This is a genomic window from Marinobacter sp. es.042, assembly GCF_900188315.1.
Lineage (GTDB): Bacteria > Pseudomonadota > Gammaproteobacteria > Pseudomonadales > Oleiphilaceae > Marinobacter.
The window spans coordinates 2,630,792-2,646,023 of the sequence record NZ_LT897781.1; the positions used below are offsets into that span (position 1 = coordinate 2,630,792).

Consider the following 15,232-nt stretch of genomic DNA (forward strand, 5'->3'; position numbering starts at 1 on the left):
GGCGTAGAGATCCGACTTATTCCAGATTCTGAACCTGCTCTCGCATCTGCTCGATCAGAACCTTGAGATCCACTGCAGTACGGGTAACGCCGGCATCAATGCTCTTGCTGCTCAGGGTGTTGGCCTCTCGATTCAGCTCCTGCATGAGAAAATCCAGCCGCCGACCGATGGCATCTTCGCTTTTCAGAGTATCGGACACCTCATCGATATGGGCATCCAGCCGGTCCAGCTCCTCGGCCACATCGCTTTTCTGGGCCAGCATCACCATCTCCTGGGCAACCCGCTCGGCATCCAGTTCCACTTTGGCTTTTTCGAACCGCTCTCGCAGCGCTTTCTCCTGCGCCTCGAGCAATTCCGGCATACGCCTACGGACGTCGGCAACGAGGTCACCCATGGTTTTCAAGCGATCTTCGAACAGTGGCCGCAGGCGCTCCCCTTCCCGTTCGCGCACCAATGCAAGTTCGGCCACGGTTTGCTTGAACAGTCCGACGGCAGCCTCTTTTGCAGGGCTATAATCCTGTTCCGGCACTGACAGCACGCCCGGCCACCTGAGTATGTCCAGGGCATTGATGTGGGCCGGATTATCCAGAATCCGGTTGATATGGTTGGCCGCCTCATTCACCGCCTGGGCCATGTCTTCGCTGATCTCGAAACTTTGCGAGCCTTTCTCTGCCGACTGCAAGCGCATGGAGACATCCACCTTGCCCCGTTTCAGCTGCTTTCTCAGCTCCTCCCGGAACCTGTTCTCCAGCTCACGGAACGCTTCCGGCAGACGGAAGGAGGGTTCGAGATACCGGTGATTCACAGTCCGAATTTCACAGGTCAACGTTCCCCAGTCTCCCTGGACGTCCTTGCGGGTAAATGCAGTCATACTTCGAATCATGTCAGCTCCGCTTCCATAGAGGTGTATCGATGAAGTTTAACAGGCTCTTAACAGCAACGGCGAACCGGACAAAAGGCCAACCCCAACGTGATATACTGACCGCCCTTTTCGACAAACGTTCGCCCGGGGCTTGCTCCCGGACATTCAAAACTGACTTCAGGAAACACTATGCGTCCAAGCGGCAGAACGCCCGAGCAACCCAGAGATGTTCGAATCACCCGCAACTACACCCGTCACGCCGAAGGCTCCGTGCTGGTGGAATTCGGGGACACAAAAGTCATCTGCACTGCCTCCGTCGAAAACAAGGTCCCCCCGTTTCTGAGGGGTGAAGGCAAGGGCTGGATCACCGCCGAATACGGCATGCTGCCCCGCTCTACCGGCAGCCGAATGGGCCGTGAAGCCGCCCGCGGCAAACAGGGTGGCCGGACCGTCGAAATCCAGCGCCTGATTGGTCGCTCCCTGCGTGCAGCGGTAGATCTGACCGCCCTCGGCGAACACTCCATCACCATTGATTGCGACGTCATCCAGGCCGACGGCGGCACCCGCACCGCGGCCATCACCGGCGGCTGCGTAGCATTGGTTGATGCCCTGAACCACCTGGTCGCTGAAAAGCGCCTGAAGAAATCCCCCCTCAAGCAGATGGTCGCCGCGCTTTCAGTCGGTGTTTACAAAGGCACCCCGGTGGTGGATCTGGACTACCCGGAAGACTCCGAAGCCGAAACCGACATGAATGTGATCATGACGGACCAGGGCGGTTTCATTGAGATACAGGGAACGGCGGAAGGTGCGCCTTTTGTTCAGGAAGAACTGGACAGCATGCTGACTCTGGCCAAACAGGGTATCGAGCAGTTGTTCGAGATTCAGAAGGCAGCGCTGGCTGATTAAGTTTGTCGCCCGCGTGTCCGGAGGGGGAAACCTTTCCGGGACACGCTACTGTTCGAAAAACCTCACAAACCCGGGGCGCCTGCGCGGCAACGCTTTCCCAGACTGTTGAGGGCCAGGGATGGCCCGATTCAAGCGCACACGGATGTGCTTGTCGCGTGTCTGGGAAAGCGTTGCCACGAAGGCGCCTTCCTCAGGGCTTAGAAGCCGATTTCGATGTCGTAATCCATGATCACCGGGGCGTGATCAGAGAAGCGGGTTGAGTCGTCGATCCAGCCATCTTCGATGGTCTTGCGGATTCCCGGTGTCAGCAGCTGGTAATCCACCCGGATACCGGCGTTCTTGCGGGAGCCTTCGGCCTGCTCGGGCCACCAGGTGAACTGGTTGCTCTGCTTGTTAATTTCGCGGAAGCCGTCAACGCAGCCCATCTCATCGAACAGACGATCCAGCCAGGCACGCTCGTGGGGCAGGAAACCGGAGAAATCCAGCTTGTGGTACAGCGGGCTGGCGTCGGTTACGTGATGGGCAGTCTGCAAGTTCGCGCAGAAGATGAACTGACGGCGCTTACGAAGGGTCTTTTGCATGTGCAGACCGAAGGACTCCATGAATTCGTCCTTGTGGTCGAGAACCGTCAGGTCGTCCTCGCCAATCAGCTCGTCCTCGCGACCCAGCGCACAGGGCGCCAGGACGCAGGCAACCGAGACCTTGTCAAAATCGGCTTGAATGAACCGGCCTTCCCGATCGGCCTGTTCGTTGGCAAATCCATACATGATGGCCTTCGGGAAATGACGGGTGTATATACCGACACCGCCATCTTCATTCTTTTCGCCATCAATAAAGTAGGCCTCGTAACCTTCCGGAATCAGGTTATAGTCCTCAATCTCGTAGGCCCGCATGCGATGGTCCTGAACGCAGACAACGTCAGCGTCCTGCTCCGCCAGCCAGTCGAAAAAACCTTTTTCAACAGCCTGGGCGAGGCCATTGACGCTGATTGATACTACCCGCATACGTGTTCCCTGATTCGGTTTGTGTGTATGATACCGTTTTTACGAGCTAATTAAAGATCAACACCCGCCAGAAGCCTTGTCATGCACGACTATCAGCAAAAATTTATCGAATTTGCCATCCGCCGGAATGTACTTCGCTTTGGTGAGTTCACGCTCAAGTCGGGCCGAACCAGCCCCTACTTTTTCAATGCTGGACTTTTCAATACCGGGGACGACCTGCTTCAGTTAAGCAAGGCCTATGCCGCCGCGATCGCGCGCAGCGGGCTGGATTATGACATTATTTTCGGCCCTGCCTATAAGGGCATTCCGTTGGCCACCGTCACAGCAATGGCGCTGGCTACAGACGGTAACAGCAAACCCTTTGCGTTTAATCGCAAGGAAAAGAAAGATCATGGTGAGGGCGGCAACATTGTTGGCGCACCGTTGCAGGGCAAAGTACTGATTGTCGATGATGTGATCACCGCCGGTACCGCGATCCGGGAATCCATCGATATCATCCGGGCCGCCGGGGCTGAACCCGCAGGCGTGCTGATTGCTCTGGATCGCCAGGAAAAAGGCAATGGCGAACTGTCTGCCATCCAGGAAGTGGAAAAGGAATTCGGTATTCCGGTGGTGAGCATTATTCGTCTCGAGCAGGTTTTGGACTATCTTAAAGCCAACCCGGAGTTTGCCGGGCATGCCGAAAAGGTAGCCAGTTATCGGGATCGTTACGGAGTCTGATTGATGGCCAATCGTCTGACCGCACTTTCTGTTAAAACAACGGCGCTGGCGCTTGCCCTGGGGTTTTCTGCCCAGGCCGCCGCCAATATGTACCGTTACACGGATGAGAACGGTCAGATCGTAATCAGCAGCACTATTCCTCAGGAGGCCACCAAACGTGGCTATGACATCCTGAACGACAACGGCCGCGTGATTGACACCATTCCGCCGGCACCCACCGAAGAAGAAATTGCGGCCCGGGAAGCGGAAAAACAGCGCCAGAAGGAACTCGCAGAACAGCGCGAGCAAGACCGGGCGCTGCTGAAACGCTTCAGCCATCCTGATCAGGCCGTGAGAGCCATGCACCGGAAAATCCGAGAGCTTGAGGGCCTGATACAGCTCAAGCGAGGCAACATCTCGGTGATATCCAGCCAGTTGGATAACGAACAGAGCCGTGCCGCCAACATGGAACGGGCCGGCCGCGAGATTCCAGAGGGCACGCTGGAAAAAATCCGGCGACTGGAATCCCAGATACGGGACATTGAGCGGGAAATCACCTCACAGACCCAGGAAATCGAAGAACTGCGCAAGGCCTTCGAGGCCGACATTGAGCGCCTGGAAGAGGTTACCGGCGAGGCACGGACCCTGCCACTCGATCACACCGAGGCCGAAAATTAATTCTTCTCTGAAATCCTAAGGCAAAAAAAGGCCGCTGGTGTTACCCAGCGGCCTTTTCGTTTCACTCACCAATCGGTGAGACGCTATCCGCAATTCAGGCGGAAGCAGTCGTCTTCTTGGCAGTAGAAGTGGTCTTGCGCGCAGTAGTCTTGCGTGCAGCCGGCTTCTTCGGCTCAACAGATTTCTTCACATCCTGCGCTGCGTCAGACACGTCTTCTGCGACTTCTGCGACTGCGTCAGCACCTTCGGCTGCTTCTTTTTCCAGCTTGGCAACCAGGTCACCAGCAAAGCTACCAAAACGGCTGTTCAGGTTGCGCAGCTGATCGAACAGGCTGTCACTGTAGCCGTTGTAACGCTTGCGCAGGGTCTTTACGCTGTATTCGCGCGCTTCAGACTCGAGCTTCTCGGCGTAATCGAACGGCTTGGAAGCCAGCTTCTTCTGCTGCTCTTCAGCGGCGTTGATACCCTTGTCCACGATTTCCTGGAGCTGTTCCTGATAAGACTTGAGTTTACCCATGATAAATCCCCTTGGTTTCCTGAAAGTTCCAAGGCCCTGTCGAAACCAGTGCAACGAGGGCCTTACTTCAATCTCACAAACCAAGTTACGCTCTAAAATTAGAATGTTCATACTAAAAGCAGGAAGTGAACGAATAAGGGCTTTTACGGATTATTCACTTGATCCTGAAAACCCGGCTGGCATAATGCCGAGCTGTCACAGAAGCCCGTCTCCCCGTTTTATTCAGGCTCCATACGCTTAATCAACAAAGGCCTCGATCAGGCCCGTATGCGAGTAACCATGACCACCAGCAAAACCCGACAACCGCATTTCTCCTCATTCCTTTTACCAGTGATTGCCGCCTCTTTCCTCCTTGCTGCCTGCCAGGAAGATTCCCGCGAATCCGGATATTCTGCAACCGAGGCAAGAGAGCTAAGGTGGACAGCTCCGCTGACACGTGAAGATGGCTCCTCACTGAAACCTGGAGAGATTGCGGAATTCAGGGTTTACTATCGCCTCAGGCACCAGGAGGACTTTAAGGTAATCCGCATTGACAACCCATCTACAACCAGGCTTTCGCTGGAACAGATGGCTCAAGGCGCTTACGAGTTCGCCATAACCACGGTAGATATTGAAGGCTTGGAAAGCAGGCGCTCGACGCCGGTCGCCGTCGATCTGATCTGATTGGCACTTACCAGCGGAAAATCACCCAGCTAGGCACCAACATGTCGGACTCGGTTTCCCGGATCCAACCGCCGCCATCCGCTGGCACCAGGTAATACTCCGGTCCGACTTCCGGTACAACCTTGATTTCCATCAGCTGTCCGTTGACCCGGTATTCATAGAACACTTCCTGCTCACCCGGGCGAATAACAATCTCGGGGCCCTGGCTTGCAGGCTGGTAATCCGAGATCACCACTGGCTCGTCGGGAGTTGTCACCGGCGTCTCATCCAGAGCGCCTTCTTCCTGGGCCAGAGCGGCCAAAGGCAGACAAGCGAGCAACAAAGCCGGGCAGGCGATTCGTTTCATTTTCGTGATACCCTTTCGTCCATCGATTTCAGTACAGAGTTGCATAAGCCAACCCACGCTTCAATCAGATTCCGGACCTGTTTTGACATGACCAGCAAAAACACACCACCTGTGGTTCTTGTGGACGGATCGTCCTATCTTTTCCGTGCTTATCATGCACTTCCACCACTCACCACAAGCAAGGATCATCCGACCGGAGCCATCAAGGGCGTGATCAGCATGCTCCGCCGCCTGGAACAGGATTTTCCCGGGTCCAAGATGGTGGTGGTGTTCGACGCCAAGGGCAAAACCTTCCGGCATGATCTTTATGAAGAGTACAAGGCCAACCGACCTCCCATGCCGGAGGATCTCGCCTGCCAGATCGAGCCTATTCACGAGATCGTAAAGGCCATGGGGCTGCCGCTGCTAACGGTGACAGGCGTTGAGGCCGACGACGTGATCGGCACCCTCGCCAACGAAGCAACCAGCAAAGGCATCGATGTGGTGGTATCCACCGGCGACAAGGACATGGCGCAACTGGTCAGCGATCACGTTACGCTGATTAACACCATGACCGAGACCCGGATGGACCGGGACGGCGTGGTAGAGAAATTCGGCGTTACTCCGGAGCAGATTGTCGATTACCTGGCCCTGGTGGGCGATAAGGTGGACAACATCCCCGGCGTCAACAAGTGCGGACCGAAAACCGCGGTCAAATGGCTTCAGAGCTACAACAACCTGGACAACGTCATCGAACACGCCGACGAAATCAAAGGCAAGATCGGTGAATACCTGCGGGACGCAACGGAGACCCTGCCCCTGAGCCGTGAACTGGCAACCATCCGCACTGACGTGGAACTGGATTTCGGCCTGGAAGACCTGAAACTCCGGGAGCAGGACGACCAGCAATTGCTTGAGCTATTCAGGGAATATGAATTCCGAAGCTGGATCGCCGAACTCGAAGAGGACGAAAGTTTCTCTTCCAGCAATGCCAGAGCCGGCGATGAGAACCCCAAACCGGAAACCGGCAACAAAGTCTACAGCATCATTACCGACCAGAAAGAACTGGATCAGTGGCTGGAGCGCCTGAGAGCGGCGGAGCTGTTTGCCTTCGACACAGAGACCACCAGCCTTCGCTACATGGACGCCGAAATCGTCGGTGTCTCCTTTGCCGTAAAGCCGGGCGAAGCCGCCTATGTCCCGCTGGGGCACGACTATATGGGCGCGCCCGAGCAGCTGGATCGTGATCAGGTGCTGGACCAGCTTAAACCACTGCTGGAGAACCCCGACCTGGCAAAGGTCGGCCAGAATCTGAAGTACGACAAAAACGTACTGGCCAACCACGGCATTACCCTGGAGGGCATTGCCGAAGACACCATGCTGGAATCCTACGTTCTGAACTCTGTGGCCACGCGGCACGATATGGACAGCCTCGCCATGTACTACCTCGGCGAGAAGACCATCAGCTTCGAGTCCATTGCCGGGAAAGGCGCGAAACAGCTCACTTTCAACCAGATTGACCTCGAAAAAGCGGCGCCCTACGCCGCCGAAGATGCGGACATTACCCTGCGCCTTCACCAGACCCTGCGACCGAAGCTGAAAGAGACCGGAAAACTGGCCGCTGTGTACGAAGATATCGATTTACCCCTGGTGCCTGTACTGTCGCGAATGGAGCAGCGTGGCACCCTCATCAGCGCGAGTACTCTGCGCCAGCACAGCCAGGAACTGGCGGAGCGCATGGCGGAGCTGGAAAAAGAGGCCCATGAAGTGGCCGGGGAAACCTTCAACCTGGGCTCCACCAAGCAACTGCAGGCGATCTTCTACGACAAGATGGGGCTGCCGATCATCAAGAAAACCCCAAAGGGCGCGCCGTCAACAGCGGAGCCGGTGCTACAGGAACTGGCCCACGAACACGAACTGCCGCGACTGATTCTTGAGCACCGAAGCCTGAGCAAGCTGAAGTCGACCTACACCGACACGCTGCCGGAGCTGATTCACCATCGTACCGGCCGGGTACACACGTCCTACCATCAGGCTGTCACTGCTACCGGTCGACTGTCCTCGTCGGAACCCAACCTTCAGAATATCCCTATTCGCAGCGAGCAGGGGCGCCGTATACGGCAGGCCTTTATCGCACCCGAGGGATACAAGCTCGTTGCTGCCGACTACTCCCAGATCGAGCTGCGGATCATGGCCCACCTCTCCGGTGACAAAGGCCTGCTAAAGGCCTTTGAGAAGGGCGAAGATATTCACAAGGCAACGGCATCGGAAGTATTTGGCGTCAGCCTGGACAACGTGTCCTCGAACCAGCGCCGAAGTGCCAAGGCCATCAACTTCGGCCTGATCTACGGGATGTCAGCCTTTGGCCTGTCCCGGCAACTGGACGTTGAGCGCAAACTCGCCCAGGAATACATCGACCGTTATTTCGAACGCTACCCCGGCGTTCTCAAATACATGGACAACATCCGCAAACAGGCCCACGACGATGGTTTTGTCGAAACCCTGTTCGGCCGTCGGCTTTATCTACCCGAGATCAACGCCCGCAACAAGCAGCTGCAGCAGGCAGCCGAGCGCACCGCAATCAATGCCCCCATGCAGGGTACTGCGGCGGATATCATCAAGCGGGCCATGGTGGATGTGGAGAACTGGCTGCTCACGGAGCACGCCGATGAAGCTCGCATGACCATGCAGGTTCATGATGAACTGATTCTTGAGGTCAAAGAATCGGCACTCGACAAGATCCGATCAGGACTTGAGAAGCGCATGTCGGCAGCGGCCGAGCTGGACGTTCCCCTGCTGGTGGAAGCCGGCGTCGGCGACAACTGGGACGAAGCACACTGACGCTCCCCAAAACAGGGCATGGGCGCCCTTGCACGCACCGAAAACGCTCATACTTTCAAACACTGAACCTGCCCTCAGCTTTCGCGGCTTGCCGCCAGGCCGCGGAGGCGCCAAGGCCGGCCAATTCTATCGCCTTTACGGCACGATATTCGCTACGATTCCAGAGTCGGCGACGCCCCATCAGACACTCCGGGCTGCGCCAGGTTGTGACATTTCATCTCCGAGGCTCATACCATGACTTCTCTGGCATCTGAACGTAGCTGGCTGCTGGACCCCAGCGTGCTGAAACTGGTTCACCAGTGCCGCCGCCTGATTCACACGGAATTCGGCGTCAAACTGCACCTCACGGAAGAGCATCTGGAACAACAACTGGCCGATTACGCGCGGAAAACCCGCTCCACTCAGTTGACCCGTGTCTGGGAGACCCTTAAAGAACGGGTTCCACAGCTCAATATTGAGCCCGAGGAAGAAGATGACGGCCTCAAGCGTAACTACAGAGGCCAGGTCATTGCCGATGCTCCGCCCGCATCAACGGAACAGGACGAGGAGGGACAGATCGACCCGCCACGGAAGAAAAAAGTCATCTATCGTGGCCAGGTGGTTGGCTGACCGGCCTGCAGCCGGCCAGATTCTCCAGATTTTAGAAGGACTTGCTTACCTCGAACGCAGCGCTCCAGGCGCTCAGATCGTACTCGGCAGCGTAAAGGCTTGGATCCTCAACACCTGGCGCCAGTTGCGCGATCTCGTTCGGGTTTTCATGCTGGTAATTCCGATCGTTGACTCGTGGATCGTCCGTGAACAAGAGCGTTCCAACCGCTACGTCAACCGTCCAGCCACTTTGGGCGTCAGCCCATTGGGCACCGAGAGTCAGCCAGTGACGATCACTGGAGGGAATTCGGGCGGTAACATACTGATTCACGGGCGACTCATCCCAGGCATATCCGGCTTTAAACGCCCATTCAGGCGAAGCCTGCCAGATAGCACCAGCGTTGATCTGCCAGCTGTTTTTCCATTGTTCGGTAACATGAGAAATCACGGCGCCCTCTTGCGGCGCACCACTAATGGCACCACCAGCTTCGGTGCTGACGATATCAAGCTCCTCGAATCGGCTCCAACGAGCGTAAGTTGCTCCAGCCAGAAGAGTCACGTTATCGGTAAGGCTGTGAAGAAGCCCCAGGGTCGCGCTCTCAGGAATCGCCAGAGGCACCTTGATACTCTCTGAGGCGGACAGCGTCGGCCCCATCGGGTTGGACGGATTGGTTATGCCAGAGATTTCCAGGTCACCCTCCAGCTCGAGTTCCGTACCCGTCTGAAGCGTGAGGCCAATCTGAGTAGCGCTGGTCAGCTCATAAAGAAAGCCAACACGGAACGTCATGCCAACATCGTCACCCTCTGCATCCGCATAAGGCTCCTCAAGTGCAAGCGCCGCTGTCCCTGCTTGAGCACTGATGTCCTGGTAGCGGCTCAAGCGTCCTTCCGCGTATAGGACATTCAAACCAACACCCATTGAAAGGCCCTGGCCATTGTTGAGAGAAATTGAGGGCGTGAATGCAATCGCCGTGAGCTCTGTTTTGTCAGCGAAAAAACGCCCTGCAAAGTCGTTATCGTAATCCGCCGCCAAACCATAGGGCGCATGGATGCCAAAACCGACATCTATCGACTCGTTGACTTCGTGACTTAGATAAAAATTCGGCAGCACCGCAGGGTCTGCAATATCCCCTCCGCTACTGGCCGGGCTTACAGGCACCGAGGGATTGTTTCTGGAGGTCCGGATACTACTTTCCTTGGCCTCAGCGTCAATATCCAGAACCGCAGCACCAAACGAAATATTTGTGCCCGACAACTGGCTCATACCGGCGGGGTTAAAAAGAACCGTGGTCGCATTTTCGGGGTTGGCGGCGGCACCGGCGTTAGCGGTGCCCATCGCACTGGCGCTCTGCTCATTGAGGGAGAAGCCGCCTGCCAGGGTAGAGGCAGGTGCGGCGAGCGCCGCGAGGGTGGTAAGACGTATAGCTCGTGCAAGCGTTGAGGAACGGTGGTGCATGGTATCTCCTTATCGAATCGCGCGGAGTATACGCACCACCCCTTACTGGCCTCAAATGCCATCCCTAACGGTTCGGGGCCCTAACTTTCTACGACCAACGTCTTATTCTGAGCCGGTACTCAGTCATCCTGAATGGAAAGCTTGTCGACGGAAGACGAGAGCTTGTCGGCTCCCTGGGCGTCAGCACCCAGCTTGATCATCAGGCGCAGATCGTTGGCAGAATCAGCATGAGCCAGGGCATCCTCGTAGGTAATCGAACCCTCCGCGTACAGGTGATAAAGCGCCTGGTCAAAGGTCTGCATGCCGGATTCGTTGGATTTGGCCATCAGTTCCTTCAAACGATGCACCTCACCTTTACGAATCAGGTCTGACACCAGAGGGGTATTGATCAGCACCTCAATAACCGCCTTGCGGCCCTTGCCGTCTGGCGTTGGCACCAGCTGCTGGGCGACGATCGCCTTGAGGTTCAGGGACAGGTCCATCCAGATCTGGTTGTGCTGTTCCGGCGGGAAGAACTGGATGATCCGGTCCAGCGCCTGGTTGGCGTTGTTGGCGTGCAGGGTGGCCAGACACAGGTGACCGGTCTCGGCGAATTGCACGGAATATTCCATGGTCTGCCGGGTACGAACCTCACCAATCAGAATAACGTCTGGTGCCTGGCGCAGGGTGTTCTTGAGGGCTACTTCGAAGCTCTCGGTATCAATGCCCACCTCGCGCTGGGTGACGATACAACCCTGATGCTGGTGCACGAATTCGATCGGGTCTTCGATGGAAATGATGTGGCCACGGCTGTTGCGGTTGCGATGCCCGAGCATGGCCGCCAGGGACGTCGACTTACCGGTACCGGTAGCGCCCACGAACATGATCAGGCCACGCTTGGTCATGGCCAGTTCCTTGATTACCTCCGGCAACGACAGATCGTCGATTTGCGGAATCTTTACCTCGATCCGACGCAGCACCATGCCGCACAGGTTGCGCTGGAAAAAGGCAGAAACCCGGAAACGGCCAATGCCACGGGCACTGATTGCAAAGTTACACTCATGGGTTTCCTCGAATTCAGCGCGCTGCTTGTCGTTCATGGCGCCGTAAACGAACTCCCTGGTCTGCTCCGGCGTCAACGCGTTCTTGGTGACCGGCAGAACCTTCCCGTTCACCTTCATGCTTGGCGGCACACCCGCTGTAATAAACAGGTCCGAACCACCTTTTTCCACCATCAAACGAAGCAGTTTTTCGAATTCCATTTTTCTACCTAATTTTCATTGTTCGGCGCCGAACGCACCGTGTCAGAAGTTATCCGGCATCTTGGCCTTGGCCCGCGCCGCTTCGCGGGAGATAAGCCCTTTTTGCAGCAGCCGCTCAAGGCACTGATCCAATGTCTGCATGCCGAGGGAACCGCCAGTCTGGATCGACGAATACATCTGCGCGATCTTGTCTTCCCGAATCAGATTCCGGATCGCAGACGTACCGATCATGATCTCGTGCGCGGCAATACGGCCGCCACCCATTTTCTTCATCAGGGTCTGGGAAATAACCGCCTGCAGGGATTCAGACAGCATCGACCGCACCATGGACTTTTCCTCTGCCGGGAAAACGTCGACCACACGGTCAATGGTTTTGGCCGCGGAGGTGGTGTGCAGGGTGCCGAATACAAGGTGGCCGGTCTCAGCCGCTGTCAGCGCCAGACGGATGGTTTCCAGATCCCGGAGCTCACCAACCAGGATGATGTCGGGGTCTTCCCGCAGGGCCGAGCGCAGTGCTTCGTTGAAGCCCAGAGTATCCCGGTGCACTTCCCGCTGGTTCACCAGGCATTTCTTTGAGTCATGTACGAATTCGATGGGGTCTTCAATCGTAAGAACGTGTTCGTAGCGGGTGTCGTTGATGTAATCGATCATCGCCGCCAGCGTGGTGGACTTACCCGAGCCCGTCGGGCCGGTCACCAGTACCAGACCACGAGGCACTGAAGACACGTCCTTGAACACCTGCCCCATACCCAGATCTTCCATGGTCAGTACTTTGGAAGGGATGGTCCGGAACACGGCGCCTGCGCCACGGTTCTGGTTAAAAGCGTTAACACGGAAACGGGCGACACCCGGAACTTCGAAGGAGAAGTCGGTTTCCAGGAATTCCTCGTAGTCCTTACGCTGCTTGTCATTCATGATGTCGTAGATGAGCCCGTGGACTTCTTTGTGCTCCATGGGCGGCAGGTTGATGCGGCGTACATCACCATCAACACGAATCATCGGGGGCAAACCGGCAGAGAGGTGCAAGTCAGACGCACCCTGTTTCGCCGAAAAGGCAAGCAGTTCAGTAATATCCATAGGAATCCTCGGAAGGCTTTTTCTTTTATCCCGGTAGCTTCCGCCCGGCGGGGCCCCGGCGCGGTTCACTTGGCATTTCAGTGACCTGCGGGTAACGTGTCACCGTACAAGTGACAGACCGAGCGTGGCATTCTCACACTATGAGCAGCATAGCAGACAACATCGGGAGCGTAACCCGACGCATACAAAAAGCAACATTGCAGGCAGGCCGTGCGCCCGGGTCTGTGCATTTGCTCGCCGTCAGCAAAACCCGACCACCGGAAGACCTGCGGGAAGCCTTCGCTGCCGGGCAGCGGGCCTTCGGTGAGAACTACCTGCAGGAGGCCCTCGAGAAGATGGAGGCGCTTGCAGATCTCGAGGGCGTCGACTGGCATTTCATCGGGCCGATCCAGTCCAACAAGACGCGACAGATGGCCTCCGCCTTTTCATGGGTGCACAGCGTCGACCGCCTCAAGATTGCCCGTCGCCTGAGCGAACAGCGCGATCCTGCGCTGCCGCCATTGAATATCTGTCTTCAGGTCAATATTAATGAGGAAGAGAGCAAATCCGGCTGCACTCTGGATGAACTGCCGGATCTGGTGGCCGAAATAGGCGATTTGCCGAACCTTAGCTTGCGAGGCCTCATGGCCATTCCGGATCCGGATCAGCCCGAAGCAGGATTGAGAGCCAGTTTCCGGAAACTTGCCAATACTCTGAAACAGCTGCGGTCAGACCATCCCGACGCCGGCCCACTCGACACACTGTCGATAGGCATGTCCGGCGATCTGGAAGTCGCGATTGCGGAAGGCGCCACTTGGGTACGGGTCGGCACCGCCCTATTCGGCAAACGCCCAGTAAAGAGCTGAACCGGCCGGTTCCTGCTATGATCAGGGCCGGACGTTTAACCGATCAACCGGGGAGTTAACCTTGAGCACATCACCAACCATTTCTTTTATTGGCGCCGGCAACATGGCCAGCGCCATCATTGGCGGTATGCTGGATAACGGCTATAAGGCCGGCAATATTTGGGTCAGCGCGCCGGATGACGCGCACCTGCAGACAATCCGCAAGCGCTTTGGCGTTAGCGTCACCACAGACAACCGGTACTGCGCCCAGCAGGCTGACATGGTAGTTCTGGCGGTGAAACCCCAGGTCATGGCCGATGTCTGTCGCGACATTGCACCAGTGGTCCAGAACACTCGCCCGCTGATGGTATCCATCGCCGCCGGCCTGACAGCGGATACCCTCGACGGTTGGCTTGGTGGCGGCCTGCCGATGGTCCGGGTAATGCCCAATACACCGTCCCTGGTGGGCAAAGGGGCTGCAGGCCTGTTCGCCAACAAAGAAGTGAAAGACAAGCAGAAGAAGATGGTGGAATCGGTGTTCGAAAGCATCGGGTCAGCACTGTGGGTTGAGGACGAAAACCTGCTGCACGCGGTTACCGCTCTCTCCGGCAGCGGCCCCGCCTATTTCTTCCTGATGCTTGAGGCGCTTGAGGAAGCGGCCACCGAAGCCGGCATCGCCGCCGGAACCGCGAGGGAACTGGCTATCCAGACCATGGCCGGAGCCGCGGAAATGGCCGGTCGAAGCGAGCACGATCCCGGCCAGCTCAAGCGTAATGTGATGTCTCCTGGTGGAACCACCGAACAGGCCATCAACACGTTCGAGGAAGGTGGTATGCGCGATCTGGTAGCCAAAGCGTACAAGGCCGCCTTCAAGCGTTCGGAAGAAATGGCCAAAGAACTGGCAGGCAAACAGTAACCGATAACGGAGACACGGCTTCATGCTGGCAGATATTCTGATTACCATCCTGCTCATCGCATCCACCTTTTACCTGACCATTGTGCTGCTTCGGTTCCTGCTTCAACTGGCCAGGGCCGACTTCTACAATCCCATCACTCAATTCGTGGTCAAGGCCACCAATCCACCACTACGCCCGCTACAGCGTGTTATTCCTGGCCTGGGCGGTTTCGATGGAGCTTCGCTGGTTCTTGCAGTCATCATTCAGGCCATCACCTTCTTCCTGATTCTGGTGGCGCTGAACGGCGGCATTCCGGCCATAAATCCGATTACGCTGGTGGTGTGGGCGGTACTGAACGTACTGGACCTGATCGTGAAGATCTATTTCTGGTCGGTGATTGCAGTGGTGGTTGTCAGTTGGATCGCGCCGGGCAGCGGCCATCCGGCCATCCAGCTGGTCGCCCAGATCACCGAGCCGGTCATGCGCCCGGTGCGCAACATCATGCCCTCCATGGGCGGCCTGGACCTGTCACCCATCATCGTTTTCCTGATTCTGAACGTGATCTCAGTGGTGATTGAACACATGAAAATGGCGGCAGGTCTCGGCTCTATCGGGCTCGGTATGTAAACCCCGTCTCAAATATACACTTTGTAAC

Annotated in this window: 16 protein-coding genes; 9 read left to right on the forward strand and 7 right to left on the reverse strand. The window is 56.7% G+C overall.

Features of this window, described 5'->3' with window-relative positions; translation table 11 throughout:
• Positions 1-16 precede the first annotated feature (16 nt).
• Positions 17-883: a YicC/YloC family endoribonuclease gene (locus tag CFB02_RS12370; protein ID WP_088558215.1), complete on the reverse strand. Its 867-nt coding sequence runs from the start codon at positions 881-883 to the stop codon at positions 17-19.
• Positions 884-1,051: 168 nt separating this feature from the next.
• Here CFB02_RS12370 and rph point away from each other — a divergent pair, with 168 nt between their 5' ends.
• A complete protein-coding gene (gene rph, locus CFB02_RS12375; RefSeq protein WP_088558216.1) occupies positions 1,052-1,768 on the forward strand; it encodes a ribonuclease PH in 717 nt (238 codons plus the stop codon).
• A 197-nt stretch (positions 1,769-1,965) separates the two neighbouring features.
• Here the strand turns inward: rph and CFB02_RS12380 are convergent, their stop codons facing one another.
• Positions 1,966-2,772 carry an exodeoxyribonuclease III gene (locus CFB02_RS12380; RefSeq protein ID WP_008174210.1) on the reverse strand — a complete coding sequence of 269 codons (807 nt, stop codon included), beginning with the start codon at positions 2,770-2,772 and terminating at the stop codon, positions 1,966-1,968.
• 81 nt (positions 2,773-2,853) lie between these two features.
• On the opposite strand from CFB02_RS12380, the gene pyrE reads away from it, so the two are divergent.
• Positions 2,854-3,492, forward strand: a complete 639-nt coding sequence (gene pyrE / locus CFB02_RS12385; protein WP_008174208.1) for an orotate phosphoribosyltransferase — start codon at positions 2,854-2,856, stop codon at positions 3,490-3,492.
• 3 nt (positions 3,493-3,495) lie between these two features.
• The gene (locus tag CFB02_RS12390; RefSeq protein ID WP_088558217.1) at positions 3,496-4,149 is read left to right on the forward strand and encodes a DUF4124 domain-containing protein; all 654 of its coding nucleotides are present in this window, start codon (positions 3,496-3,498) and stop codon (positions 4,147-4,149) included.
• 94 nt (positions 4,150-4,243) lie between these two features.
• Here CFB02_RS12390 and CFB02_RS12395 read toward each other — a convergent pair whose 3' ends face one another.
• Entirely contained in the window at positions 4,244-4,666 is a 423-nt protein-coding gene (locus tag CFB02_RS12395; RefSeq protein WP_088558218.1) for a hypothetical protein, read from the reverse strand.
• A gap of 279 nt (positions 4,667-4,945) precedes the next feature.
• Here CFB02_RS12395 and CFB02_RS12400 point away from each other — a divergent pair, with 279 nt between their 5' ends.
• The gene (locus CFB02_RS12400; protein ID WP_088559243.1) at positions 4,946-5,329 is read left to right on the forward strand and encodes a fibronectin type III domain-containing protein; all 384 of its coding nucleotides are present in this window, start codon (positions 4,946-4,948) and stop codon (positions 5,327-5,329) included.
• 7 nt (positions 5,330-5,336) lie between these two features.
• On the opposite strand, the gene CFB02_RS12405 is transcribed toward CFB02_RS12400, so the two are convergent.
• Positions 5,337-5,675, reverse strand: coding sequence for a DUF2782 domain-containing protein (locus tag CFB02_RS12405; RefSeq protein WP_008174197.1), 339 nt, complete (start codon positions 5,673-5,675; stop codon positions 5,337-5,339).
• Positions 5,676-5,762: 87 nt separating this feature from the next.
• Here CFB02_RS12405 and polA point away from each other — a divergent pair, with 87 nt between their 5' ends.
• Positions 5,763-8,495 carry a DNA polymerase I gene (gene polA / locus CFB02_RS12410; protein ID WP_088558219.1) on the forward strand — a complete coding sequence of 911 codons (2,733 nt, stop codon included), beginning with the start codon at positions 5,763-5,765 and terminating at the stop codon, positions 8,493-8,495.
• Between the two features lie 234 nt (positions 8,496-8,729).
• Positions 8,730-9,104, forward strand: a complete 375-nt coding sequence (locus CFB02_RS12415; RefSeq protein WP_088558220.1) for a hypothetical protein — start codon at positions 8,730-8,732, stop codon at positions 9,102-9,104.
• A gap of 31 nt (positions 9,105-9,135) precedes the next feature.
• Here CFB02_RS12415 and CFB02_RS12420 read toward each other — a convergent pair whose 3' ends face one another.
• The 3 genes from CFB02_RS12420 to CFB02_RS12430 form a co-directional block, all read right to left on the reverse strand.
• Positions 9,136-10,419: an OmpP1/FadL family transporter gene (locus CFB02_RS12420; RefSeq protein ID WP_264753965.1), complete on the reverse strand. Its 1,284-nt coding sequence runs from the start codon at positions 10,417-10,419 to the stop codon at positions 9,136-9,138.
• Positions 10,420-10,658: 239 nt separating this feature from the next.
• A complete protein-coding gene (locus tag CFB02_RS12425) occupies positions 10,659-11,780 on the reverse strand; it encodes a PilT/PilU family type 4a pilus ATPase (protein ID WP_088558221.1) in 1,122 nt (373 codons plus the stop codon).
• Between the two features lie 42 nt (positions 11,781-11,822).
• Positions 11,823-12,857 (reverse strand): type IV pilus twitching motility protein PilT, encoded by a 1,035-nt coding sequence (locus CFB02_RS12430; RefSeq protein ID WP_008174189.1) that lies wholly within the window; start codon positions 12,855-12,857, stop codon positions 11,823-11,825.
• A 140-nt stretch (positions 12,858-12,997) separates the two neighbouring features.
• Here CFB02_RS12430 and CFB02_RS12435 point away from each other — a divergent pair, with 140 nt between their 5' ends.
• The 3 genes from CFB02_RS12435 (at position 12,998) to CFB02_RS12445 (ending at position 15,204) form a co-directional block, all read left to right on the forward strand.
• Positions 12,998-13,702, forward strand: a complete 705-nt coding sequence (locus CFB02_RS12435) for a YggS family pyridoxal phosphate-dependent enzyme (RefSeq protein ID WP_088558222.1) — start codon at positions 12,998-13,000, stop codon at positions 13,700-13,702.
• Between the two features lie 61 nt (positions 13,703-13,763).
• Complete coding sequence (proC, locus tag CFB02_RS12440) at positions 13,764-14,597, forward strand: pyrroline-5-carboxylate reductase (protein WP_014575886.1); 834 nt, start codon at positions 13,764-13,766, stop codon at positions 14,595-14,597.
• Positions 14,598-14,619: 22 nt separating this feature from the next.
• Positions 14,620-15,204 (forward strand): YggT family protein, encoded by a 585-nt coding sequence (locus tag CFB02_RS12445; RefSeq protein WP_088558223.1) that lies wholly within the window; start codon positions 14,620-14,622, stop codon positions 15,202-15,204.
• The last annotated feature ends 28 nt before the right edge of the window (positions 15,205-15,232 follow it).

What these genes read in the sequence shown, in the direction of transcription:
- CFB02_RS12420 (WP_264753965.1), bottom strand. Translation starts at nt 10,419, where the DNA reads ATGGGCACCGCTAACGCCGGTGCCGCCGCCAACCCCGAAAATGCGACC.
- polA (WP_088558219.1), top strand. Translation starts at nt 5,763, where the DNA reads ATGACCAGCAAAAACACACCACCTGTGGTTCTTGTGGACGGATCGTCC.
- pyrE (WP_008174208.1), top strand. Translation starts at nt 2,854, where the DNA reads ATGCACGACTATCAGCAAAAATTTATCGAATTTGCCATCCGCCGGAAT.
- CFB02_RS12370 (WP_088558215.1), bottom strand. Translation starts at nt 883, where the DNA reads ATGATTCGAAGTATGACTGCATTTACCCGCAAGGACGTCCAGGGAGAC.
- CFB02_RS12405 (WP_008174197.1), bottom strand. Translation starts at nt 5,675, where the DNA reads ATGAAACGAATCGCCTGCCCGGCTTTGTTGCTCGCTTGTCTGCCTTTG.
- CFB02_RS12395 (WP_088558218.1), bottom strand. Translation starts at nt 4,666, where the DNA reads ATGGGTAAACTCAAGTCTTATCAGGAACAGCTCCAGGAAATCGTGGAC.
- CFB02_RS12380 (WP_008174210.1), bottom strand. Translation starts at nt 2,772, where the DNA reads ATGCGGGTAGTATCAATCAGCGTCAATGGCCTCGCCCAGGCTGTTGAA.
- CFB02_RS12390 (WP_088558217.1), top strand. Translation starts at nt 3,496, where the DNA reads ATGGCCAATCGTCTGACCGCACTTTCTGTTAAAACAACGGCGCTGGCG.
- CFB02_RS12445 (WP_088558223.1), top strand. Translation starts at nt 14,620, where the DNA reads ATGCTGGCAGATATTCTGATTACCATCCTGCTCATCGCATCCACCTTT.
- CFB02_RS12400 (WP_088559243.1), top strand. Translation starts at nt 4,946, where the DNA reads ATGACCACCAGCAAAACCCGACAACCGCATTTCTCCTCATTCCTTTTA.
- CFB02_RS12435 (WP_088558222.1), top strand. Translation starts at nt 12,998, where the DNA reads ATGAGCAGCATAGCAGACAACATCGGGAGCGTAACCCGACGCATACAA.
- CFB02_RS12430 (WP_008174189.1), bottom strand. Translation starts at nt 12,857, where the DNA reads ATGGATATTACTGAACTGCTTGCCTTTTCGGCGAAACAGGGTGCGTCT.
- CFB02_RS12415 (WP_088558220.1), top strand. Translation starts at nt 8,730, where the DNA reads ATGACTTCTCTGGCATCTGAACGTAGCTGGCTGCTGGACCCCAGCGTG.
- rph (WP_088558216.1), top strand. Translation starts at nt 1,052, where the DNA reads ATGCGTCCAAGCGGCAGAACGCCCGAGCAACCCAGAGATGTTCGAATC.
- CFB02_RS12425 (WP_088558221.1), bottom strand. Translation starts at nt 11,780, where the DNA reads ATGGAATTCGAAAAACTGCTTCGTTTGATGGTGGAAAAAGGTGGTTCG.